This window comes from Arthrobacter sp. SE2, from assembly GCF_058244265.1.
Map to the genome: position 1 here is coordinate 77759 of NZ_JBZAYA010000007.1, position 21512 is coordinate 99270.

17 protein-coding genes are annotated in these 21512 nt (G+C 65.0%); 5 read left to right on the top strand and 12 right to left on the bottom strand.

Going from position 1 to position 21512, the window contains the following annotated elements; translation table 11 throughout:
* Positions 1–128: 128 nt before the first annotated feature.
* Genes AC4CS3_RS11665 through AC4CS3_RS11675 form a run of 3 tightly spaced genes read right to left on the bottom strand, consistent with a single transcriptional unit; the run spans position 129 to position 3399 of the window.
* Positions 129–1232: a polyprenyl synthetase family protein gene (locus tag AC4CS3_RS11665; protein ID WP_441413607.1), complete on the bottom strand. Its 1104-nt coding sequence runs from the start codon at positions 1230–1232 to the stop codon at positions 129–131.
* Between the two features lie 9 nt (positions 1233–1241).
* Positions 1242–2600 (bottom strand): geranylgeranyl reductase family protein, encoded by a 1359-nt coding sequence (locus AC4CS3_RS11670; RefSeq protein ID WP_490783604.1) that lies wholly within the window; start codon positions 2598–2600, stop codon positions 1242–1244.
* A gap of 22 nt (positions 2601–2622) precedes the next feature.
* Entirely contained in the window at positions 2623–3399 is a 777-nt protein-coding gene (locus AC4CS3_RS11675) for a demethylmenaquinone methyltransferase (protein ID WP_084784263.1), read from the bottom strand.
* 128 nt (positions 3400–3527) lie between these two features.
* On the opposite strand from AC4CS3_RS11675, the gene AC4CS3_RS11680 reads away from it, so the two are divergent.
* From AC4CS3_RS11680 to AC4CS3_RS11695, 4 genes are all read left to right on the top strand, one after another.
* The gene (locus tag AC4CS3_RS11680; RefSeq protein WP_490783605.1) at positions 3528–4934 is read left to right on the top strand and encodes an isochorismate synthase; all 1407 of its coding nucleotides are present in this window, start codon (positions 3528–3530) and stop codon (positions 4932–4934) included.
* Positions 4935–5135: 201 nt separating this feature from the next.
* Complete coding sequence (locus tag AC4CS3_RS11685) at positions 5136–6089, top strand: ABC transporter substrate-binding protein (RefSeq protein WP_059387235.1); 954 nt, start codon at positions 5136–5138, stop codon at positions 6087–6089.
* Between the two features lie 35 nt (positions 6090–6124).
* Positions 6125–7099, top strand: coding sequence for an amino acid ABC transporter permease (locus AC4CS3_RS11690; RefSeq protein ID WP_236812447.1), 975 nt, complete (start codon positions 6125–6127; stop codon positions 7097–7099).
* Entirely contained in the window at positions 7096–7872 is a 777-nt protein-coding gene (locus AC4CS3_RS11695; RefSeq protein ID WP_272909590.1) for an amino acid ABC transporter ATP-binding protein, read from the top strand. The genes AC4CS3_RS11690 and AC4CS3_RS11695 overlap by 4 nt, the downstream gene beginning before the upstream one ends.
* Positions 7873–7934: 62 nt before the next feature.
* Here the strand turns inward: AC4CS3_RS11695 and AC4CS3_RS11700 are convergent, their stop codons facing one another.
* The 5 genes from AC4CS3_RS11700 to AC4CS3_RS11720 form a co-directional block, all read right to left on the bottom strand.
* Complete coding sequence (locus AC4CS3_RS11700; protein ID WP_490783606.1) at positions 7935–8936, bottom strand: hypothetical protein; 1002 nt, start codon at positions 8934–8936, stop codon at positions 7935–7937.
* A 174-nt stretch (positions 8937–9110) separates the two neighbouring features.
* Positions 9111–10820, bottom strand: coding sequence for a 2-succinyl-5-enolpyruvyl-6-hydroxy-3-cyclohexene-1-carboxylic-acid synthase (gene menD, locus AC4CS3_RS11705; protein WP_490783607.1), 1710 nt, complete (start codon positions 10818–10820; stop codon positions 9111–9113).
* A gap of 217 nt (positions 10821–11037) precedes the next feature.
* On the bottom strand, positions 11038–13122 hold the full coding sequence (locus tag AC4CS3_RS11710; protein ID WP_490783608.1) for a PhoX family protein: 2085 nt from the start codon (positions 13120–13122) through the stop codon (positions 11038–11040).
* A gap of 109 nt (positions 13123–13231) precedes the next feature.
* Entirely contained in the window at positions 13232–14221 is a 990-nt protein-coding gene (locus AC4CS3_RS11715) for an o-succinylbenzoate synthase (RefSeq protein WP_490783609.1), read from the bottom strand.
* A 45-nt stretch (positions 14222–14266) separates the two neighbouring features.
* Positions 14267–15070, bottom strand: coding sequence for a hypothetical protein (locus tag AC4CS3_RS11720; RefSeq protein WP_490783610.1), 804 nt, complete (start codon positions 15068–15070; stop codon positions 14267–14269).
* A gap of 348 nt (positions 15071–15418) precedes the next feature.
* Between AC4CS3_RS11720 and AC4CS3_RS11725 the strand changes: the two genes are divergently transcribed.
* Positions 15419–16489 carry a LacI family DNA-binding transcriptional regulator gene (locus AC4CS3_RS11725; protein ID WP_490783611.1) on the top strand — a complete coding sequence of 357 codons (1071 nt, stop codon included), beginning with the start codon at positions 15419–15421 and terminating at the stop codon, positions 16487–16489.
* A gap of 117 nt (positions 16490–16606) precedes the next feature.
* Here the strand turns inward: AC4CS3_RS11725 and AC4CS3_RS11730 are convergent, their stop codons facing one another.
* The 4 genes from AC4CS3_RS11730 to AC4CS3_RS11745 are packed head-to-tail and all read right to left on the bottom strand — an operon-like array spanning position 16607 to position 21303.
* Positions 16607–18001, bottom strand: coding sequence for a glycoside hydrolase family 32 protein (locus AC4CS3_RS11730; RefSeq protein WP_490783612.1), 1395 nt, complete (start codon positions 17999–18001; stop codon positions 16607–16609).
* Between the two features lie 25 nt (positions 18002–18026).
* Entirely contained in the window at positions 18027–18914 is an 888-nt protein-coding gene (locus tag AC4CS3_RS11735; RefSeq protein WP_490783613.1) for a carbohydrate ABC transporter permease, read from the bottom strand.
* Between the two features lie 8 nt (positions 18915–18922).
* Complete coding sequence (locus tag AC4CS3_RS11740) at positions 18923–19888, bottom strand: carbohydrate ABC transporter permease (protein ID WP_490783614.1); 966 nt, start codon at positions 19886–19888, stop codon at positions 18923–18925.
* A complete protein-coding gene (locus AC4CS3_RS11745; protein WP_490783615.1) occupies positions 19885–21303 on the bottom strand; it encodes an ABC transporter substrate-binding protein in 1419 nt (472 codons plus the stop codon). Before AC4CS3_RS11745 ends, AC4CS3_RS11740 begins: the two co-directional genes overlap by 4 nt.
* Positions 21304–21512 lie beyond the last annotated feature (209 nt).

The window sequence follows — 21512 nt, forward strand, 5'->3', positions numbered from 1 at the left end:
CCACTCCGCCCGGTCCGGTTCGGCTCGCCGAACCCAACCCTCCCGGGCCGCCCAACTGGCTCGCAGTTGTTGTCGTTATGACGGCTCAAAACGACAACAACTGCGAGTCAGTTGGGTCGGCGGAGGGACTAGCTGGCGCGCTCCACAACGGCGTGGGCGAAGTTCGTGAGCGACTCCTTGACCACGCCTTCGGGCAACGGCTTCAAGGCTTCAATGGCTTCAGCGGACCACTGGCGGGCAATCACCCAGGATTCGGCGGTGACGGGATGCTCGCGGAGCCCGGCGACGGCCAAGGCCAGGGCCTCATCGGAGGACAAATCGCCATCGACCAGCTTCAAGAGTTCGACGGCGGAGCGGTCACCATTGTCGGCAGCCTTGCGGAGCAGGAGGACGGGCAGCGTGGGAACGCCTTCGCGGAGGTCAGTACCCGGGGATTTGCCGGACTTGACCTTGACGCCGGTGACGTCAATGACGTCGTCGGCGAGTTGGAAGGCCACGCCAACCTTCTCGCCGTACTCCACCAGCACGTCTTCGAAGGCCTCGTCGGCACCGGCGAAGATGGCACCGAGCTGGCCCGAGGCCGCAACCAAGGAGCCGGTCTTGTCGGCGATGACGGAGAGGTAGTGCTCCACGGCGTCCTCGCCCTCACGCGGGCCCACGGTTTCGTGCAGCTGCCCGAGGCACAAACGTTCGAAGGTGCGGGCCTGGATTCCCAAGGCGCGCGACCCGAGTTCGGACACCAGGATCGAGGCCCGGGCAAAGATCAGGTCGCCCGTGAGGATGGCCACCGAGTTACCCCAGACTTCGTGGGCCGTGGGAGCGCCGCGGCGGTAGGGCGCCGAGTCCATCACGTCGTCGTGATAGAGGGTTGCGAGGTGGGTCAGTTCAACCACGACGGCGGCCTGGACCACTTCCGGACGGGACGCGTCGCCGAGGTGGGCGCACAGGAGGGTCAACAGCGGGCGGATGCGCTTGCCGCCGGCTTCCACCAAGTGACGCGACGTTGCGTCAGCCAAGGGATCCGAGTTGGCAATTGCTTCGCGGAGCTTCTTTTCCACGCGGGCAAGGTTCGTAGTGATGGCAGGACCCAACTCCACGTCCTTGGCGATAGCCGCAAAACCGGCAGGAAGCTGCAGGCCAGTCGCGATTGCGGTAGTGGTGGGAGCGGGTTCGACAGCGTCCGGCAAGCCGTGCCCGGCATGCGTCCAACTGTGTTCGGCAGAGTGAGTCACGGGTTAACCCTAACTTTTCGCGGAGGAAAGCGTTGATTCGGTGCCGACGCGGGTGGAAGCGGCGGTGGATGTGGTGTTGGACGTGGCCGGAACCAGCATCTCGAGGACGCGGATGGCGCGGTCCTCGAAACCCTTGGCGGACGCATCCGTGAGGTTGGCGAGCATCCGCACCACGAAGCGCATCAGCACCGGGATGGGCATGCCCGTCCGTAGCGCGAGTTTCATGACGGCGGGCTTGCCGATGAGGGCAGCAAAGACGCGGCCCAGGGTGAAGTGGGAACCCCACTGGTCCCGCACGTAGTCCGCGTACCGCGAAAGGTGCGCATCGGCGGCTCTGGAAGTCTCCGTGCCGGATCCCCATCCGGCTGAACGCGCACGCGATGACGCGTCGATGATGAACTCGGCCGCAAAGCGGGCGGACTCCATGGCGTAAGAAATGCCCTCGCCGTTGAACGGGGAAACCATGCCGCCGGCGTCGCCCAGGAGCATGAGCCCCGGCGAGTAGTGCGGGGTGCGGTTGAAGCCCATGGGCAGGGCGGCCCCGCGGATCTCGCCCACTTGGTTTTCGGGTGTGAAGCCCCACTCGGACGGCATGCCGGCGGTCCATTCGCGCAGGACCTGCTTGTAGTCGAGCTTGCCGAATTCCTTGGAGGAGTTCAGGATCCCGAGGCCAACGTTGGACGTGCCGTCTCCAACGCCGAATACCCAACCGTAACCGGGCAGCGGCTTGCCGGACTTGCCAGGGAGCTCAAGCCAGCCTTCCATCCAATCGTCGTCGTGGCGGGGCGAGGTGAAGTACGTGCGGACGGCGACGCCGAGCGGACGGTCGTCGCGCTTGTGCATGCCGAGCGAAACGGCCGTGCGGGTCGAGTTGCCGTCTGCGGCGAGCACGACGTCGGCATGGAAGTCGCGCGTTTCGCCCGTCTTGCGTCCGGACTCGTCGAGCAGGGCGGCGCGGGCGCCGATCACGCGCCCGGTGTTGTCCCGCAGTGCTTCGGTGACGCTGTGACGTTCAAGCACGACGGCGCCCGCCGACTGGGCGTGCCGGGCCAGCTCCTCGTCGAACCCGAGGCGCGTACGGATGAGTCCGTACGTGGGAAAATCGGCGACCTCGGGCCACGGCAATTCAATGGTGCGGCCGCCGGCGATGAGCCTGAGCCCTTTGTTCCGGCGCCACCCCTCGTCCTCGGCGTGCGGGAGGCCGAGCTTCTGGATTTCGCGGACCGTGCGGGGAGTGAGGCCGTCGCCGCAGACCTTTTCCCGCGGGAAAGCGGTCTTTTCCAGAACCGTCACGGAAATGCCCGCCTGGGCAAGGTAGTACGCGGCGGTGGACCCGGCTGGCCCTGCGCCGACTATCAGTACGTTCACAGCGTCCTTGTTAATAGGCCGGTTAGCGGGACTGATCGCCGGCTTGGCGGCGCGGCTTGATCTGGCGGCGCAGCTTGGCCACGGGAACGCTTTCCCGGTGTTCGGCTCCGGGCTTCTGGGCGCGGTGCACCGCGACGATGCCGCCGCTCAGGTTGCGGTAGTTGACGTCGGTCCAACCGGCTTCCTGCAGCCACGCGGCCAGGTGGTCCTGGTCCGGCCAGGCGCGGATGGACTCGGCGAGGTACACATAGGCGTCCGGGTTGGAGGAGACCTTGGTGGCGATGGCGGGCAGTGCGCGCATGAGGTATTCGGTGTACATGGTCCGCCAGAGGGGCACTACCGGGGCCGAGAATTCGGCGATAACCAGGCGACCGCCCGGCTTGGTGACGCGGAACATCTCCGCGAGGGCCTTGTGGGGTTCGTTGACGTTGCGCAGGCCGAAGGAAATGGTGCACGCGTCGAAGGAGTTGTCCGCGAAGGGCAGCTTGGTGGCGTCCCCGGCAACGAAATTGATGTCGGGGCGGCGGCGCTTGCCGACCTTCAGCATCCCGAGCGAGAAGTCGCAGGCCACAACGTCCACTCCGGCGTCGGCATACGGTTCGCTGGACGTGCCGGTACCGGCAGCGAGATCCAGGACCTTTTGGCCTACCCGGACATCCATCGCATCCACGACGACGCGGCGCCAACGCCGGGTCTGCCCCATGGACAGGACATCGTTGACGACATCGTATTTGGGGGCGACATCGTCAAACATCGTCGCAACTTCGTCCGGACGCTTTTCCAAGGATGCTCGGTTCACCCTGCAATTGTCTCAGACAAATATGGGAAGAACTTTCGGGGCGCTCCGGTCCGGCCCGGGTTCGCGCTCCGGGTTCCCGCTCCGGCCAGCACGGCTACCGTTGCCCGCGGGAGTAATGTTGTTCCATCATGACGAGTACGCTCCGCACCAGCATTTTGAAGACCTTGACAGTCCCCCTCGATGTTGATTCATCCTCCGGGGGACTGCCGTCATTTCTGGTCCGGGACGACGTCCTGTGCTGGTCCCGCCGCGAGAACGGACTGGTGGGCTTTGGCGAACTCGCGCGATTCACCGCTTCCGGGCCCGATCGCTTTCTCGAGGCCGACATCTGGTGGCGCCACCTTGTCATCGAGGCCGACGTCACGGATCCCCTCGAGATCCCCGGCACCGGCCCTGTCGCCTTTGGCTCCTTTGCGTTCTCCAAGACGTCTGCGTTTGAATCCCGCTTGATCCTTCCGGAAATTGTTGTCGGGATCCGGGACGGGCAGTCATGGCTCACCCAGTTGACGCTCGACGACGTCGAACTCACCGAGGCGGGCGCCCTCGCCGCCCTGGCAGGCTGGCTTAGCCCCGCCGTCGGTGAGCTCACGGCGGCGGGAGGCTCCGGCGTCGGGCACCCAACTAACTCGCAGTTGTTGTCGTTTAGAGAGCCCATAACGACAACAAATGCGAGCCAGTTGGGTGACGGTAAGGTGACACTGGAGAGCGGCTCGCTGAGCGAAACCGCCTGGAAACAGGCCGTGGCCGACGGCGTCGCGGAAATCCGGACCGGAAAGCTGGAGAAGCTGGTCCTGGCGCGCGACGTCGTGGCGACACTGCCCGACGGCGTCAACGCCGCCAACGTGCTGCGGCAGCTGGCAAGCCGTTACCGCGAATGCTGGACATACGGCGTCGACGGCTTGGTGGGAGCGACGCCGGAAATGCTCATCCAGGTGGAGGGCCGCACTGCACAAGCGCGGGTCCTGGCCGGCACGCTGGACCGTCGCGACGCCGAGGGAATGGACGGCTCCCCCATGGAATACGCCGAACGCGTGCTGGCCGGTTCCGAGAAACAACGGCACGAACACGAGATCGCCATCCAATCGCTCACCACCCAGCTAGCACCCTTCTCCGAAGCCATGAACGCCCACAGCGAACCGTTCATCCTGGAACTGCCCAATGTGTGGCACCTGGCATCGGACGTGAAGGCCGAGCTCGCCGATATCGAGGGACATGTCCCTACATGCCTGGCCCTGATCAACGCCCTTCACCCCACGGCCGCTGTGTGCGGCACACCTACTTTGATTGCCGGGGAACTGATCCGGGAGCTTGAGCACATGGATCGGGGGCCCTACGCCGGACCGGTCGGGTGGCTCGACGCCGCAGGCAACGGCGAGTGGGGCATCGCACTGCGTGGCGCGATCATCGAAAGTCCTACTTCGGTGCGCCTGTATGCGGGCTGCGGGATCGTTGAAGGCTCCGTTCCCGACGCCGAGCTGGCCGAGACCTGGGCCAAATTCCGGCCGATGCTCGAGTCCCTGGGGATTAGCAACTAAGCCCCCAAACCCAAGGATTCCGTTCGAAACCTACCCTCCCAACTGTCTGGGGTGCGAGACAATAGCCACGTTGGGGGGCTTGATTTTTTGCTTGGTAGGTTATCCAATAGTAAAACTTAGTTTTCTGTGACGCACATCTCATGTTCGGCGCTACACTATGAACCGATTAGTTTCGCATCCACTGCAACAAAAGGTAAGAAAATGCAGAAATTCCGTTCGCTTCCGGTCAGTTCGACGCTCAAGGCTGCAACCATCATCGCAATCGGCGCCTTGGCACTGACTGCCTGCACCAACGCCTCAGAGGCGGGCCCGTCGAGCGCCGCTTCGCCTTCCGGCAGTGCCAATGCAAGCTTTGACCCCAGCACCATCACCAAGGACGACACCCTGGCTGCACTGGTCCCCGCGGCCATCAAGTCCAAGGGCACGCTGACCGTTGGCTCGGACACGACCTACGCTCCTGCGGAATTCCTCGGAACCGACGGCCAGACCCCGGTCGGTTACGACGTCGACATCGCCAAGGCGATCGGCGCCACCCTCGGCCTGAAGGTCCAGGTGCAGACCGCCGAATTCACGGGCATCCTCCCCGCCCTGGGCCCCAAGTACGATCTGGGCATCTCGTCCTTCACCATCAACCCTGAGCGTCTCGGCGCCGTCAACATGGTCAGCTACTTCAACGCCGGCACCGCCTGGGCCGTGCAGAAGGGCAACCCGAAGAAGTTCTCCTTGGATGACGTCTGCGGCAAGTCCATCGGCGTGCAGACCGGTACCGTCCAGGAAGACCCGGACCTCTCGGGCCGCAACAAGAAGTGCGCAGCTGACGGCAAGCAGCCGATCAACATCGTGACTCTCAAGAACCAGACCGACGTCACCACCCGGCTCGTCAACGGCAGCATCGACGCCATGGCAGCCGACTCCCCCATCATCGGTTACGCGCTGACGCAGACCAACGGACAGCTTGAGAAGCTCGGCGATGTGTACGATGCCGCTCCCCAGGGCATCGCTGTTGCCAAGTCGGACACCGCCCTCGCCGATGTCATCCAGAAGACGCTGACCAAGCTCATGTCTGACGGTTCCTACAAGAAGATCCTCACTGGCTGGGGCAACGCCGAAGGCGCCATCACCAAGTCCGAGGTCAACCCGGCGGTCAAGTCTTGAGTATTCCCGCCACCGATAACAAATCAGGTGCACAGATGGATCATCATCAACCAGGCCACGCCGCGCCCGTGCTGAACGACGCGGTGCCGGTCAGGCATCCTGGCCGTTGGATCAGCGCGATCATCATCGTTGGCGCCGTGATCCTTATGATTCAGAGCGCGATCACGAACCCCAATTTCCGCTGGGACGTGGTCGGGACTTACATCCTGGACGTCAAGGTCGTCCAGGGCGTGGGCTGGACCCTGCTTCTGACCGTCGCTGCAATGGTTCTGGCGATTGTCTTGGCCATCCTTCTGGCCGTGATGCGCCAGTCCGACAACCCCGTCCTGCGCTACACCTCCTGGGTATGGGTCTGGTTCTTCCGCGGCACCCCGGTCTACACCCAGCTTGTCTTCTGGGGACTCGTCACCGTCCTCTACCCCACGCTCTCCCTCGGCATCCCCTTCGGCCCCCAACTCGTCACCTACGTGCTTTCGGACCCCACCCACGGCCTTATCCCGGCCATCCTAGGGCTTGGCCTTAATGAATCGGCCTACCTGGCCGAGATCTTCCGGGCCGGCCTGAAGTCCGTCGACAAGGGACAGACCGAAGCCGCCGAGGCCCTGGGCATGGGCAAAGGCAAGATCATGTGGCGAATCATCCTGCCCCAGGCAATGCGCATCATCGTTCCGCCTACCGGCAACGAGACGATCGGCATGCTGAAGACCACCTCCCTGGTCTTGGCCGTCCCCTTCACCCTGGACCTGACCTTCGCGACCAACGCCCTGGCCAACCGGATCTACCTTCCCATTCCGCTCCTGATCATCGCCGCCGCCTGGTACCTCTTGGTCACCAGCGTGCTCATGGTCGGCCAGCACTACATCGAGGCCTACTACGGCAAGGGCGTTGACACCAACCTCGCGCCGGCGGTCATCAACCCCGCAGCCGCCAAGGCTGCCGCAGCCGTGGCACCGAGTGCCGAAGCAGAGCCGTCCTTGAAGATGGACTTCCCGGAGGATGAGGCAAAATGACGATCACCACCCAGAAACCGCTGGTGCGGATCGAAGGCCTTCACAAGTACTTCGGTCCCCACCACGTGCTCCGCGGCATCGACCTGACCGTCAACCAGGGCGAAGTGTCCGTTGTCATCGGCCCGTCCGGTTCGGGCAAGTCCACGATGCTCCGCTGCGTGAACCTGCTGGAGACCATCAGCGCCGGCCGCATTTCGGTCGGCGACCAACTCATCGGCTACCGCGAAGTCAACGGGCGCCTCCACGACCTGAAGGTCAAGGAAATCGCCGCGCAGCGCCGGGAAATCGGCATGGTCTTCCAACGCTTCAACCTGTTCCCGCACAAGACCGCCCTGTACAACGTCATGGAAGCGCCCGTGCAGGTCAAGGGCAAATCCAAGGGCGATGCCAAAAAGGCCGCCCTCGAATTGTTGGACCGGGTGGGCCTGGCCGATCGAGCCAACCACTACCCGGCACAGCTCTCCGGTGGCCAGCAGCAACGGGTCGCAATCGCCCGGGCCCTGGCCATGGAACCGGAGCTGATGCTCTTCGATGAGCCGACTTCCGCGCTTGACCCCGAGCTCGTGGGCGATGTGCTCAACGTAATGAAGGACCTGGCCAAGTCTGGCATGACCATGATCGTGGTGACCCACGAGATCGGCTTTGCCCGCGAGGTCGGCGACCGCCTGACCTTCATGGACGGAGGTGTGGTGGTGGAATCCGGTGACCCCCGCGAAATCATCGCCAACCCCCAGCACGCCCGCACCAAGGAATTCCTCAGCCGAGTGCTGTAGTTCCTGCTGCTGCGTCTGCGACTCGCAAACGGGCCATCGCTGTACAAACGGGCCGGTGACACTCATATCCGAGCGTCACCGGCCCGTTTGCTTGTCACGGACACATTTGGGTGTCCTGCGGAAGCGCGACCACGGAGCGGCACCCCGGCGTCGAGCAGTATTCGTTCCAGTCGGCCTGGATTGTTGAGTTCGTCCCAGACCCACCGAGCCACATTTCTGCCGGTGGCCCGGATCCGGTCCTCACGAACCTTCTCCTCATACACCACATCCGATGGCGTCCGGCCACGCAGGTACTCCGGTTTGAGGTACTTCTCGCGACCATCGAATTCGCCGACAACCCGGGTCTCCCCCCAGTAGAAATCCGTAATGGCGACTCTGCCAGTACCGTTCCTGACCTCGTATTGCAGCACCGGCGGGGCGAATCCGGCAACGTGGATCAGCCCCCGGCTATAGGATTCTCCCGGCGAGCAGGACTGCGGATCGGCGAAATCGATAACCGCCCTGATACGCCGAACCGCCGCCTGCGAATACCTCCCATCTATGCCAGCCAGCAGATCTTCTTTCGAGAGCGCAGGCACGCGCCGCACCGTGTCAGGCTTCAGGACGTGATCTATGGGCACCACGGCCTCCGCGAAGGGGACCGTCGCGGCGATATCGAGGACAGTACGGATCCGGCCTGTGACGAGGAACCCCTCCAACTGTTCACTGTTGTGGGCTTGTTCAGGTACATAGTGCCGACGGACTCCTGCGCGGGACCGACCGCCGCCGGAGAATGCGGTGAGTGCGTGGATCGGCTGTTTCCGCAGGATGACCGGTATCCCGCTAATTGCCGCGGCTGAGCGGTGCGAAAACGTGGTGAGCGAAGTAAACGTCTCTGCCGCGGCCTCGACTCGGAGCCTGTACCGCTCCCACGGCTGCAGCTCGTTCCAGCGCACCGCCTCCACGTATACGCCATGACGAATGCGGACAAGCTTCCCTGAACGGGCCTGCGCGGACGATCCCCTGGTAGTCAGACCGATCCTGGACAGGTCCTTCGCTAGAATCAACGGCGGAAGTGTGTTCATTCATCCACGATCACAGCCCAACAACGGGCTGCGCGAGGCACTTTCTGCCGTATGTGGACAACTGCCGAGGACGCTCTCCCCGACGCGCGCCACAACTACGGACGGGCGACACTTGTATCCGGGTATCCCCAGTCCGTTTGCGCCTCTCCAACCCGTTTGCGCTTCCCGGACCGCCTACGCCCCGAGCAGCACCTGGGACACTGCCGCGGCCACGGCTGACTTGATGCGCGCGTGCAACGGGCGCAGCTCCGAACGGTCCGTGCGTACTTCCACGATGCTTCGCCCCTTCAAAGGCGCGGCAAGCACGGCGGCGAGCTCCGCCGTCGTACGCACCAAAGTGTGCCCGACGCCGTATGCCGTGGCGAGCGCTGAAATGTCCACGCTGTGCGGGGTGCCGAAGAGGCGCTCGACGGCGGTGCCGTAGCCGCCGTCGTCCTCCACCTTGCCGTGTTCGAGGAGGCCGAAGATGCCGCCGCCGCCGTCGTTGAGGACCACGATGCGCAGGTCCGGTCCTGGTTCTCCGGCTCCGAGGAACAGGCCGCCCGCGTCATGCAGGAAGGTCACGTCGCCCAGGAGGAGGGTGGTTTCGCGGCCCGCGCCGAGGGCGATTCCCGTGGCCGTGGAGATGGTGCCGTCAATGCCGGCGAGACCGCGATTCGCGAATACCGTGGCGAGGGGCTCGGGGCTGGGCTGTCCGGCGAGATCGACGTCGCGGATGCCGTTGGAAGAGCCCAGGACCAGCTGCCCCCGCGCATGTTTCCAGACGGTGGCTCCCACCGCGGGCCCGTTGGCTGCATGCTCGGCCTCGAGCACGCCGTCGAGCGCGTGTTGGGCCGCGGCACCGGCCAGGAGCCAGGCGTCGAGCCACTCATCCGAGCCGCGGCCAGCGAACCCGGCCAACTCCGCCAGGGAGTCAAAGCGCTCCTCGCGACGCCGGCCGTGCTCGTACCAGGCCACCGGAACGGGCTCGTACATGCCGGCGGGGAGGTCGATGCGTGCCAGGAGGGCGGCGACGGGCCTCGACAGGGTCGGCCGTCCGAAGACCACCACCCGCTCGATCGGCAGGGCAGACCCGGGCCCGAAGTTGTCGAGCATGAGGCGATACGGCCCCACCGCATTGGGACCGAAGCGCGCGTTGGACGACGGCTCGGCGAGCAGCGGGAGGCCGTGGGCGCGGGCGAACGCCTCGGCGACCGGACCGGCGTCGTGCCCCGCCAAAACCACCGTGCGCCGTTCCGTCAGTTCGGCGGGAGCGAGGGGCATGCTCAGTGGCTGCGGGCCGGAGTCGTAGTGGAAAACTCCGTGGCCCTTGGTGCTGGGAAGTGCCTCGCCCGGTTCCGGAACCAGTGGCTCGCGGAACGCGAGGTTGAGCTGCACCGGCCCGGGTGGCGTGTCCTCGAGGGCGCCGGTTGCCGCGTAGATGGCGGTCTCGACGGCCCGCTGCGGATTGCTGCCAGCGGCGATGTCGACGGCGAAGCGAACGTGCTCGCCGAAGAGGTCCAGTTGGATGGTGGTCTGGTTGGCGCCGGTGCCGTGGAGCTCGGCGGGGCGATCAGCCGAAAGGACCACTAGGGGCACGGCGGCGTGGTTGGCCTCCATGACCGCGGGCAAGAGATTCCCAACGGCGGTGCCCGAGGTGGTCAGGACCGCCGCCGGAGCGCCCGTCGACAGGGCCAAGCCCAGTGCCGTGAAACCGGCCGAGCGTTCGTCGATCCTCACCAGGAGCCTGACGTTCCCGGCTGCTTCAGCCTCGGCCAGCGCGTACGCCATGGGTGCCGAGCGCGAACCGGGAGAGACCACCACGTGCCGCACACCGCCGTCGAGCAGGGCCTTGACGGCGATCCGGGCAGCGGCGAGGGAGCTCAGGGAGCCTTGCGAAGTCACCGCACCAGTCTATTAGCGGCGCCTCCCTCCAAACGCTCGCTCACCTATGGGGCCAAAATCCCAAACGCTCGCTCACCTATCGCCCCCCAAACCCAAACGCTCGCTCACCTATGGGGCCAAAATCCCAAACGCTCGCTCACCTATGCAGACATAGGTGAGCGAGCGTTTCCCGAAAGACCCACATAGGTGAGCGAGCGTCGGGCGGCAGGGAAGAGCCTTAGCCGTCCTTGCGGAACACCTGCACGATCGACGGGCGCGGGGCGCGGACCTGGCCGGCGGCTGGGGCGGCTCCGGCGCCCACGTAATCCGGGAAGAAGGAATGGGGCGCGTCGAACGTCCCTTCCTCGCCCGGGTGCTGCACGGCGACGAAGACGGTCCGCTCGTCGTCGTGCACGATCGGTCCACAGGTCTCGGCGTCGCGCGGTACGGCGAGGAACTGTTCAACCTTGCCGCGTTCGCTGCCGGTCAGGGTGACTTTGAACAGCCCGTCCGCATACCCGATCGACGACGGCGCGCCGTCAGTGGCGATCCACATGTAGCCTGCCGAGTCGAAAGCGACGTTGTCCGGGCAGGAAATGGGCGAGACCTTGTCGGCCGGGAAACCGGAGAAGTATGTGGAGGAGTTCTTGGCCGGATCGCCACAAACCATCAGGAGGGTCCAATTGAAGCGCGTGGACGTCTGGTCCCCGGTTTCGGTGATTTCGACGATGTGGCCGTCCCGGTTGAGCGTGCGCGGGTTGACCTCGGTGGCGCCTTCCTTGCCGGGCTTGCCGCGGTCCGAGTTGTTGGTACAGACGACGTAGACCTTGCCGGTCGCAAGGTTCGGCTCGACGTCTTCGCAGCGGTCCATCTTTGTGGGGCCGACCTTGTCCGCGGCGAGTCGGGTGTAGACCAGGACCTCGGGGACGGACATGCCCGGAACAGCGGAGGCGCCGTCGACCACCAAGGGAAGCCACTCGCCGGAACCGTCGAACGCGCCGTCGGAGGGCAGCTTTCCGGTGCCGTCGATCTCAGCCGCGGGAGAGTCACCCGTGAACTTGGCGACGTAGAGGTCGCCTTCCGAGAGAAGGTTCATGTTGTTCCGGCGGGCCGCGGCCGAGTCGCCGGCCATGTACTTGCCCTTGGAGACGAACTTGTAGAGGTAGTCGAAGCGCTCGTCGTCGCCCATGTAAGCCACCACACGGCCGGAGGCGGCAACGATCACGTTGGCGCCTTCGTGCTTGAAGCGGCCCATCGCGGAGTGCTTCTTGGGTGTGGAGGAGGGGTCGAACGGGTCGACCTCGACGATCCATCCGAAGCGGTTGGCCTCGTTGGCGTAGCCGGCGTTGTTGGTGTTGAAACGCGGTTCATCCAGTTCCCACTTGCGGGCCGTTGGCTTGTTCGAGAGGCCGTAGCGCTTGTCGCCCGCCGAGGTGCCGGGAGCTACGAAGTAGCCGTTGAAGTTTTCCTCGCCGGAGAGGATGGTCCCCCAGGGAGTGGTGCCGCCGGAGCAGTTGCCCAGGGTGCCCTTGATCTTCCGGCCGGACGGATCGTCGATGGTCTTGACGAGGTCCGTGCCCGCGGCGGGACCGGTGAGCTCATACGTCGTGTCGGTCAGGAACCGACGATTGAGCGGCGCGCCCTTCACGTAGTTCCAGGGCTTGTTCTTGTTCTTGCGCTCGAGTTCAACAACCGTGAGCCCGTGCGCGGCACGCCCGATCGCCCGCGCCTCCGCAGCCGCCAAAGTGGCCGGGAACATGATGTTCTCGTTGGTGTACTCGTGGTTGGTGAAGAGCACGGCACGGCGGTCCTTGGAATCCGGGATGGGCAGGATGTCCGTGTAGTCGTTGTTGTAGCCGAACTGGCGGGCCTGCGCTGCCGCGGTCTGGCCCTTCAGCTCGAAGGCCGGCGAGTCGGCAAAGAGTGGATCGCCCCAACGGATGATCGGCTGCCACGCGAAACCATCCGGCACGGTGAAGGCGTCAACGGTGTAGTCGACAGGCTTGATCGGCGTGAACTTGAGCTTGGCCTTGTCGAAGCCCGTCTTTGCCGCCGCGGACAGGCCGGCACCATCGGGAACGTTGCCAGGCAGGCTTCCGCCCAGCACGACGGCGAGCGCGCCGACGGCGCCGAAGCCCAGGGCGGCGCGGCGGGACACAGCCGCGGAAGCGATGTCGCGGAAGTAGGCGTTGGAACTCGTGTTGCATACCTCGCCCGAGCAGGCGTTGTCGCACTTCAGGGCGCACGTCACGGGGCTGCGCTTGCCCTTGGTATGGCCGAGCATGGGGAGCAAGTCGAACTTGCGCTTGGTTGATTCAGACATGGGAAATACCTCCGGGGATTGAGTGATTTCCCCACCCTTACAGCGCCAGCGGAATCCGAGAGGACGCTCCGGTAAAGTTCCGGTGAATTCCCAGCTTTTTCACAGCAATCTATGCATTAAGGAGTGCGTGCACGCGCCGGAGCCGCTCCAACCACCAATCGCGACGTTCAGCGGTGGCCGCATACTGCTCCAGCAGCCCCTCGTCGGCGACGGCTTCGCGAACGCGGATGGCGCCGTCGTCGGGCACTAACGGATCCTGCGTAATGTCCGAGCCGAACAGCCGCACGGTCCCCAGCCCGCAGGCGTACGGCAGCTCCGGCAGCGCGGCGGCGAGCGCGAGCCCCGCGCGGATCCCCACCGAGGTGTCCAGCGCCGAGCTTACGACGGCGGGAAGCCCGGCTTGCGCCACGATGTCCAGCGCGCGCCGCACTCCCCCAAGCGGCGCCACCTTGACCACGATCAGGTCAGCCGCTCCCGCGCGGGCCACCTTGAGGGGATCGTCTTCCTTGCGCACGGATTCGTCGGCGGCGATGAGCACGGGCGTGCCCTGCTGCGCGAGCCGTCGGCGGACTTCTGTGAGGCCCTCGATGTGCGGCACGGGCTGCTCTGCGTATTCGAGCCCGACGGCGGAGAGTCGCCCGAGTGCCTCAACCGCCTGCGGCACGTTCCAGCCCGCGTTCGCGTCCACGCGGATCGCGGCGTCCGGCAGGGCGTCCCGGACTGCGGTGACGCGCGCGACGTCGTCGGCCAGTTCCTGCCCGTGCTCGGCAACCTTGACCTTGACGGCGTCCACGCGGCCAAAGCGCTCCAGGACCTCGGGCACCCGGGCGGCAGGCACGGCGGGGACGGTGGCGTTGACGGGGATAGTGTCCCTTAGCTGCGGCGGAAAACCTTGCCATGCGGCTTCGACGGCGGCGGCGAGCCAGCGGGAAGCCTCGGCGTCGCCGTACTCGGGGAACGGACAAAACTCGCCCCATCCGGCCGGGCCGCGGAACAAGAGGGTCTCGCGCTCGGTGATACCCCGGAACCTGACCCGCATCGGCAGGCTGACCACTTTGGCTGTGGCAAGGAGCTCGTCGAGGGTGGGGAATGGAGGCATGGTTTCACTGTAACGTGGGGCGCCGCTAGGCCTCGTGGGGCGGTGCTAGGCCGAGTTGCCTGTTTGCGGCGGGGTGGGCTGTTTCGTGGCAGGAATAGTGGGCAGTTGATCGCCGGCATGGTCAACGATCGCATTGACGTAGCTGCTGAGCTCCTGGATGACGGCATCCGTGGGCTGCGCATCCGGCAGCGGGTGCACGCCCGTGACGAACAGGTTTCCGCTCATGGTGACCATGCGCAGCACATGGATCGGAGACCCGGAACCGGTGATAGTGGTGACGTAGGCGAACGACTTCGAGCCATGAAGATCCAAATTCAACCGAGTCAGGGACGAGTGCACGGATTGATTCCCCGAGCTAATAGTCACCTCGGTGCAATATCCGAGGACTTTACCGATGCTGTATATGCCCTGCCAGAAATAGCCGGAATCGTCGGAGGACGCCATGATGACGGACATATTCGCCTGGGGGCCAAGCACCGCGGCCGCCGTCGGGATCCTGTAGTCGAGCAACTCTCCTGCTTTCAGGAGGTCCCGGCAATTGGCGGGATCTGTGGTCATGTCGGCGGGCCCGACTGCCATCGAATCCTGCATGTCCTGAATCGCTGCCTCATCGATGAGCCGCGACATCACGCCGTCGGGAGCACGGAGGTTGCCAAGCAACGCCTGCAGCTCTTGCGACGATTGGACCCGCGTTTGGGTACCACTGCTTGTAGTTGGTGCCGCGGATGGCTTGGGGGTCGGAGGGGCCGAGGAGGTCCCGGCTTGGGCCAGCGGTCTGGCCGCAGTTACGTCGAACACGCAGGCGTTGAGACTCACTGCCACCGCAGCTGTCAGGACGATCGTAGCCATTTGGCGCAAGGAAAAAATCGGACCCACCCCCATAGATCTGAAACACCGGTTCTGCCCGGCACGCCCAACGATACCGCGTTGGCGTTCGGCTCGAAGGGCGTATATCTGAGCGAGGGTCTGGCTCGAAGGGCGTATATGTGAGCGAGGGTTCCTGACACACAGGGCCCCAAACGCTCGCTCACCTTTGGGGTGTTTTCCACAAACGCTCGCTCACATGATGTGAGCGAGGGTCCGGGCTTTTGGCCCCATAGCTGAGCGAGCGTCGGGCTGGGGAACGGGCGCGGGCCGCCCCTCACACGCGTTAGGTAGAATGCAGCAAGACACGGAACCACAGCCGGAGGAGCACGCATGCAGCGCAAGGCCACAGCACTCGACGTCGCCAAACGGGCGGGCGTCTCGCGGAGTGCGGTGTCGCTGGTGCTCAACGGCCGTGGAGACGGCAACGTGGCCAAGGAAAGCCAGGACCGTATCCGGCAGGCCGCCGCGGACCTCAAATACTCCCCCAACGCCATCGCTCTGAGCCTGCGGAACCAACGAACACGCGTGATCGGCATCGTGTCGGACGAGGTGGTGGTGAGCCCGTTCGACGGCAACATCATCGGTGGCGCCGACGACGTCGCGCGGGCACACGGCTTTGTCACCGTGGTCATGGACACCGAGCGCGACGCCTCCCGTGACGAGAGCGCCGTCGAGACCCTGTTGGACCGGCAAGTGGACGGGCTGATGTACGTCACGGTCGGCTTGAAGCCGCTCGACGTGCCCCAGGGCATGTTGCGCGTCCCGTCCGTGCTCGCCAATTGCTTCGACAACAGTCCCGCCCCACGGCTGCACCACGTGATCCCGGACGAAGTTTCCGGGGGTCGCGAAGCCACTGAGCACTTGCTTCAGCTGGGCCATCGCGATATCGCGTTCCTCGCCGGCGCCGCCACCTCACCGGCCGTGCCTTTGCGCATCAGGGGGCATCGGGAAGCAATGGCCAAGGCCGCCATCCCCGTTCGCGAAGACCGCGTGTTCATGGCCGGTTGGGACATCAACGACGGTTTCAATGGCGCCATTGGACTGCTCTCCGCCACCGAGCGGCCGACGGCGATTGTGTGCGCCAACGATCGACTCGCCATCGGGGTTGCCTTGGCTGCGGCGCGGCTGGGCCTGGCCGTACCGCGCGACCTCTCGATCATTGGTTACGACGACGAGTTCCGCATCGCGGCCACCATGGTCCCCGCGCTCACCACCATGGCGCTTCCGCTGCGGGAAATGGGCGCGGCCGCGATGAGCATGTTGCTGGCGCAGATTGAGGATCCGGCACAGCGGCCGACGGCGGGCGGCAGCACCGGTTCGGAGGCCAAGGCCGGCTTGGAAACCATGGTTCCCTGCCGTTTGGTGGTCCGTGAGTCCACGGGGCCCGTTCCCGCCCGCTGAATCTCCCCGCTTTTGGCCGGGCCGCCGCCCGGAAATCCGCGGAAATACGGGGATCCCGGACTGCAGCACCGGCCAAAAGAGGTCAAAAGTGGGGAAACTACGACGGCGACCTGCCGCCTATTCCGGCAGCTTCAGTTCCCAGACGTCCGCTTCCGCACCTTCGGGAAGCTCAAGGATCCATTCCTCGCCCAGGGCAGGATAGGCGCGGAGGGTCGTGGCCACGGAGCCCTTCCGATATACCTCCACGAGGGAAGCATCCACGAAGATGCGGAGTTCCTCGCTGGCGGACAGCGGCCCCGCAAACACGACTTGCCGTTCCGCGCCCGAGGCCAGGACCAGCCGAACCTCACCGGCTCCACCGCCAGCCCCAGTCTTCACAGCCGCCTCGGCAAACGGCGGCAAGGGGACGGTCCCGGAAGCTCCGCTCGCAAGCACAACACCCCGGTACGCCTCGACCTCCGCCGCAGGAGCGACCACCAATGCACCGTCCTCAACCGAGAGGAAGCGCGGGTGGGTTAATACGCCGGCCCAGCCTGCGGCGTCGATCTCGTCTTGCGAACGGCCACGTCGGCCATCACGGCCCGGGCCTTCGTTGGCCCATCCCCACAGCAGGGCACGCGGCTCCGCCCCCGACGCAGAACCCAGCTGAGCAATCTGCGGGGCATAGAAGTCCCGGCCAAGGTCGGATCTGCCGCCGGAACGCGGGACGAACACGGGCAGCCCCGTAGACGGGTCCTCAGCGAGCGAGCCGATCAGGTGGCCCACCCCGTTGGCGTGCTCGTGATCATCGCCGGAGAGCCAGAGGGAGAACATCATGACCCAGGTTTCGGCCCCGTCAGACGGCACCTGAACCAGTTGCGGGCACTCCCAGATCTCGGCCGGGGTGTGCGTAGCTGCCACGGGGTTTTCGGTGGTCAGCCAAATGCCTTGGTACTTCCAGTCGGACATGTCCTCCACCGTGTAGAGCAGCAAAGCAGCATGTCCATTGGCCAGCCCGGCGCCCTGCATGGCGTAGCGCTTGCCGTTGAAGTGGAAGATGAAGGGGTCGCGCACGGCCGTGACCAGTCCGTCGTCCGGCATGGATGCGGCAATGTGACCATCCTGTTCCCAAGTCACCAAGTCCGCGGAGCCCCGGGAAATCACCACTTGCGAGTGACCACCGTCGCCCCGCACGCCCGAGTACGCGGCGGTGGGGACACCGCCGTCGTCGGTCACCACACCGGTCCAGCAACCGAACTCATCCGGCCCGCCGTCCTGCGGGCGCAGCGCGACAGGGTGCTCATCCCAATGAACCAGGTCCGGGGAGCTGACGTGGCCCCACTGGATCCGGTGGTGCCGGGCCGATTCCGGGTTGAACTGGAAGAACACGTGGTAGCGGCCGTTAATGTAGCTGACGCCGTTGGGGTCGTTGATCCAGCCTTGCGCCGGCCGGGGGTGGAAGCGCGGGAAAGCCGGGTCCGGGTGGGTGGCCGCCGCGGCTAGTGCAGGGGCGGAGGATATGAGGTCCGTCATCGAAGTCCTTTCAGGGAAGTAGGGGCTATTTGCCGGTGCCGGCGGTGAGTCCGTCACGCAAGGCGCGCTGGCCGAACATGAACACCACCAGGGCGGGAATCATGGAGAGGATCACGCCTGCCAACACCACGGAGATGCTGCCCGTGCCGAGGTTGCCCTGCAGCGACACCAGGCCCAGAGGGAGCGTGAAGTTCTGCTCGGAGATGGTGAGGATGAGCGGGCGGAAGAACTCGTTCCAGTGGTAGTTGAAGGCCAGGATGCCCACGATCGCCATGCCCGGCATCGCCAGCGGCGCATACACCGAGCGGAACGTGCGCCACGGCGAGGCTCCGTCGATCGCGGCGGCCTCGCCCAAATCACTTGGCAGCCCCAGGAAGTACTGGCGCATCAGGAAGGTGCCGAACGCCGTCGGGATCGCCGGAAGGATGAGCGCGAGGAGCGTATCGGACAGACCGATGCCGCGGATAAGCATGAAGACCGGAACGATCGTCACCTGCGCCGGGACCATCATGGTGGCCAGAACAATCGAGAACAGTGCCCCGCGGCCCCGGAACTTGAGGTTCGCGAACGCGTAGCCGGCCAGCGCCGCCGTGAACATCTGCCCGACGGCGATCAATCCCGTCACGAGGGCGCTGTTGAGGACCAGAAGCATGATGTTGAGCTGCTTGAAGACCTCGTCGTAGGACGAGAAATCGGGATTGAGCGGAAGGAACGACGGCGGCAACTGGAACGATTCCGCCGGTGGACGCAGCGAGGTGGACAGGGTCCACAGCACCGGGCCGAGGATGAAGACGGACGCGATCAGGAGCAGCACGATTCGTCCCGCCATGCTCCAGTTCCGCTTCTTGCGGGGCGTAGCACCGTTGGGGGTGGTGCGCCCGACGACGGCGCGCTGGGTTGAGGTTGTAGTCATGGCGGGCCTTACTGGTAGAAGACGAATCGTTTGCTGAGCCGGAACTGCGCGGCAGTGATGGCCATGATGATCAGGGTGAGGATCACGCCGACCGCCGAGGCCTGGCCGAACTCGAGGCGCTGGAAGGCGGACTCGAAGATCACCATCACCGCGGTGCGCGTGGAGTCGCCGGGGCCGCCGCGGGTCAGGACGTAGGGCTGGTCGAACACTTGCAGGGCGTTGATGATCGCCATGACGGATGCCACTAGCGTGGTGGGGCTCAGGAGCGGCAGTGTCACGTGGAGGTGTTTGCGCCAGCCCGTGGCACCGTCGATCGACGCGGCCTCGTACGTTTCGGTAGGGATGGACGCCAGCCCGCCGATGAACAGCAGGAACGAGAACCCGAAGTTCTGCCACACGTACACGAGGATCACGACGGCGGCAGATCCGGCCGGCGTCGTCAGCCACGGGACGGCGGGGATGCCCACGAAGGACAAGAGCCAGTTGACTACGCCGAATTGTTCGTTGAACAGGTAGCGCATGAAGATGGACACCGACGCGGCGGACAGGATCAGCGGGAAGAAGAAAGCGCTGCGGAAGAAGACGCGGAGCCAGGCCGGGAGCTTCTCCTGCACCATGATCGCCAGTGCTAACGCGAGGCCGAGCTGAAGCGCGACGGCGACCACCACGAACAGTATGGTGTTCAGGAACGAGACACGCACTGTGGGGTCCTGGACCACTTCGGCGAAGTTGTCGAACCCGACGAAGCTTGGCGCTGAAATGATGTCCCAGCGAAAGAACGCGAGGACAACCGAAGCGACGATCGGCACGAGCGTGAACAGGCCCATGCCCAGGATGGTCGGGGCCAGGAACGCCCACGGCAGCCAGCGCTGACGCTGTCTTCCGCTTGCCTCGCTCTTCGCGGCGCCGTTTCGGCGTTTGGGCCCCGCGCCGTTTCGGCGTTTGGTGGACATGCCCGTTGTTGCCGTGCTCATGCCTGCCTCCTTAGGGCGATCTCAAGGTCGCGCTGCATGGAGTCGAGGGCCTGCTTGAGCTGGCGCTCGTCACCGCTGACGGCCAGGGATACGTTTTTCATCAATGCGGTCTCGACGGCGGCCTGCTGGGGCGGTGCCGGAATGGGACCTGTGGTGGGGAATTTGTCGAGGGTGTCGTAGAAGACTTTCCAGTGTTTGGGTCCGCGTCCCGCATACAGCTGCTCGTTGACCATGGAGCGGCGCGCCGGGGTGGTGTTCGGCGTCGGGAAGACCAAGCGCATGGCTTCCAGGCTGGAAGCGAACTTGAGCCATTCCCAGGCCGCGTCCTTGTCCTTGGCGGTCTTCATGATGGCGTAGCCGGCGGTGCCGAACTGGTGCCGCTGGGTGCGCCAGCGCGGGAAGAACTGGACGTCGAAGTCGTCTTCCTTCATTCCGGCTTCGTGGAGGCCTTCCACCCAGTAGCCGCCTGCCGGGGTCATGCCGATCCTGTTGGAGGCGAACAGCCCGACGAGTGAATTTCCGCCGCCTTCTTCTGGACGGACACCCAGACCATCCTTGACGAGGCCACGGAGGTAATCGAAGGATTCGTACACCCGCGGGTCGTCTGCATTGGGTTCAAGCCACTGGTAGCCGCCGGAGCGCAGTCCGCGTGAAGGATCCTGCGCGTAGAAGCTGTCCCAGAGCCATTCGCCGCCAGTGGACTTCGATTCCTTGAGGAAGCTGGTGTCGTTCGCATAGAGCCAGGGCACCACGCCGCCGAAGAGCCTGTTGGTCCAGTAGTACGGAGTGAAGTCCTGCGGCCTTGCTTTCCGCATGGCAGCCAAGGTGTTGCGAAAATCGACCTGGGTCCAGTCATCTGCGGGACGTTCAAGTCCGGCTTGCTGCAGGGCCGAGGTGTTGTAATACATGTTGGCGGCGTTCCAGTCGATGGGAAGCTGGAACAGGCTGCCCTTGTACATGAACGCTTCAACGAGGCTCGGGTGGACGTCCGCGAAGTACTCCTTCATGTCCGCGGCGTCGCGGCGAAGGAACTCGTCCAAGGGGTGCGCGAGCTTCTCGGCGAAGAGCTGGGCGCCTTCGGTGGCCACATAGACCACATCCGGTGGCGTTCCTGCTGCCACCATGGTGAGGATCTTGGTGAAGAAGTCCTTCCAGTCCGCGGCCTGGATGGCCTGGACTTTCACCTTGATTTCCGGGTGCACCTTCGCGAACGCATCAATGACCCGCTGGCGGGCGGCTGCGTCCGCTGCGGTTCCCAAGATGGCGATGCTAAGGCTGTTGTCGCCGCGGCCCGGGATGTCCATGCCGGTCAACCGCGGCCACGACGCCACCGTCGCTCCGACAATTCCCGCACCCAAGGCACCAAGGGCTGTCCTGCGTGAGATCTCACGCAGCTTCCCATTGCTTCCTGCCATGTCCAATTCCTTCCTAACACGTGTTAGGTAGCGTAAATCCATCACCTAACACGTGTCAAGCGTCACATTCGTGTTACGCGCCCCTCACCCTCCCGACGCTCTCGCTCACATCCGTGCCCCAAACCCCGAACGCTCGCTCACATCCGTGCCCCAAACCCCGAACGCTCGCTCACATCCGTGCCCCAAACCGAGGGTCCAACCGGACATAT

Excerpts from the sequence above, each read along its gene's own strand:
- AC4CS3_RS11680 (WP_490783605.1), top strand. The coding sequence starts at position 3,528 with ATGACGAGTACGCTCCGCACCAGCATTTTGAAGACCTTGACAGTCCCC.
- AC4CS3_RS11685 (WP_059387235.1), top strand. The coding sequence starts at position 5,136 with ATGCAGAAATTCCGTTCGCTTCCGGTCAGTTCGACGCTCAAGGCTGCA.
- AC4CS3_RS11690 (WP_236812447.1), top strand. The coding sequence starts at position 6,125 with ATGGATCATCATCAACCAGGCCACGCCGCGCCCGTGCTGAACGACGCG.
- AC4CS3_RS11695 (WP_272909590.1), top strand. The coding sequence starts at position 7,096 with ATGACGATCACCACCCAGAAACCGCTGGTGCGGATCGAAGGCCTTCAC.
- AC4CS3_RS11700 (WP_490783606.1), bottom strand. The coding sequence starts at position 8,936 with ATGAACACACTTCCGCCGTTGATTCTAGCGAAGGACCTGTCCAGGATC.
- AC4CS3_RS11710 (WP_490783608.1), bottom strand. The coding sequence starts at position 13,122 with ATGTCTGAATCAACCAAGCGCAAGTTCGACTTGCTCCCCATGCTCGGC.
- AC4CS3_RS11715 (WP_490783609.1), bottom strand. The coding sequence starts at position 14,221 with ATGCCTCCATTCCCCACCCTCGACGAGCTCCTTGCCACAGCCAAAGTG.
- AC4CS3_RS11720 (WP_490783610.1), bottom strand. The coding sequence starts at position 15,070 with ATGGCTACGATCGTCCTGACAGCTGCGGTGGCAGTGAGTCTCAACGCC.
- AC4CS3_RS11725 (WP_490783611.1), top strand. The coding sequence starts at position 15,419 with ATGCAGCGCAAGGCCACAGCACTCGACGTCGCCAAACGGGCGGGCGTC.
- AC4CS3_RS11730 (WP_490783612.1), bottom strand. The coding sequence starts at position 18,001 with ATGACGGACCTCATATCCTCCGCCCCTGCACTAGCCGCGGCGGCCACC.
- AC4CS3_RS11735 (WP_490783613.1), bottom strand. The coding sequence starts at position 18,914 with ATGACTACAACCTCAACCCAGCGCGCCGTCGTCGGGCGCACCACCCCC.
- AC4CS3_RS11740 (WP_490783614.1), bottom strand. The coding sequence starts at position 19,888 with ATGAGCACGGCAACAACGGGCATGTCCACCAAACGCCGAAACGGCGCG.
- AC4CS3_RS11745 (WP_490783615.1), bottom strand. The coding sequence starts at position 21,303 with ATGGCAGGAAGCAATGGGAAGCTGCGTGAGATCTCACGCAGGACAGCC.